Origin of the sequence: Streptomyces katrae (genome assembly GCF_000966975.1) — a bacterium.
Classification (GTDB): domain Bacteria; phylum Actinomycetota; class Actinomycetes; order Streptomycetales; family Streptomycetaceae; genus Streptomyces; species Streptomyces katrae.
In genome coordinates this window covers 1-1,502 of record NZ_JZWV01001642.1, presented here as the reverse complement: position 1 = coordinate 1,502, position 1,502 = coordinate 1, and the positions used below count along the sequence as shown (strand labels likewise).

Genomic DNA, 1,502 nt, shown 5'->3' with positions numbered 1-1,502 from the left:
ACCTCCACGTCCACGGCGCCCCCGTCGACTGGGAAGCGGTCCTGGCCGGCCGTGGCGCCCGCCGGGTGGACCTGCCCACCTACCCCTTCCAGCACCAGCCCTTCTGGCTGGTCCCCGCAGCAACCCGCGGGACCGGCCCCGAGGCGGCGGACCCGGCCGAGGCCGCCTTCTGGGACACCGTCGAGAACCAGGACCTGGCCGCCCTCGCCGAACGGCTGGAGGTCACCGGGGACTCCCCGCTCAGCTCCGTACTGCCCGCACTGTCCCAGTGGCGCCGGCGCCGGCGCAGCCGCACCGTCGTCGACTCCTGGCGCTACCGGATCTCCTGGCAGCCGCTGACCGGCGGCCGGGACACCGCCGAGCTGAGCGGCACATGGCTGCTCGCCGTCCCCGGGGGCGGCGGGGAGGACGCCGTCGTCACCGCCGTCTCCGAGGCCCTGGCCCGCCACGGCGCCGAGGTCGCGCTGCTGCCCGTACGCACCGACGAGACCCGTACCGCGCTCGCCGCGCGCCTGCGCCCCGAGCCCGGGGCGACGGAGCCCGCCGGGGTGCTGTCCCTCCTCGCGCTCACCGACGAGTCCCACCCGGACCACCCCGACCTCCCCGCCGGGCTGGCCCTGACCACCCTGCTCGTCCAGGCCCTGGGCGACGCGGGCACCACCGCACCCCTCTGGTGCGCCACCCGGGGAGCCGTCTCCACCGGACGCTCGGACACGCCGGCCGGCCCGCGGCAGGCCATGGTCTGGGGCCTCGGCCGTTCCACCGCACTCGACCACCCGGACCGCTGGGGCGGACTCGTCGACCTGCCCGCCACCCTGGACGAGCGGGCCGCCCGCCGGCTCGTCTCCCTGCTCGCCCAGGGGCCGGGAGGAGAGGACCAGACCGCCATCCGCCCCTCCGGCATCTTCGTCCGCCGCCTGACCCGCGCCCTCGCCCCCGACACCGCGTCCCCGGACCGGACCTGGCAGCCGCGCGGCACCGTCCTGATCACCGGCGGCACCGGAGCCCTCGGCGCCCACGTCGCCCGGCACCTCGCCCGCAACGGCGCCGACCACCTGGTCCTCACCGGCCGACGCGGACCCGACGCCCCCGGAGCCCGGGAACTCGCCGCGGAAATCGAGGAACTGGGCGCCGAGGTCACCCTCACGGCCTGCGACCTGACCGACCGCGAACAGGTCGCCGCCCTCCTCCGCGACCTCCCGGAGGACCACCACCCGCTCACCGCCGTGATCCACGCGGCCGGCCTGCCGCAGTTCACCCCCACCGACACCCTGACCCCGGCCGACCTCGCCGCCGTCGTCGCCGCCAAGGCGACCGGCGCCCACCACCTGGACGAACTGCTGGCCGGCCGGGACCTGGACGCCTTCGTCCTGTTCTCCTCCGTCGCCGCCGCCTGGGGCAGCGGCAGCCAGGCCGCCTACTGCGCCGCCAACGCCCACCTCGACGCCCTCGCCGAGCAGCGCCGCGCCCGAGGACTCGCCGCCACCTCCGTGGCCTGGGGC

General features: G+C 77.4%; 1 protein-coding gene. It reads left to right on the top strand.

Annotated features, from left to right (window positions below; all coding sequences use genetic code 11):
- Window positions 1-1,502, top strand: a 1,502-nt coding sequence (locus tag VR44_RS39800) for an SDR family NAD(P)-dependent oxidoreductase (RefSeq protein ID WP_045952577.1), incomplete at both ends; no start/stop codon positions are given.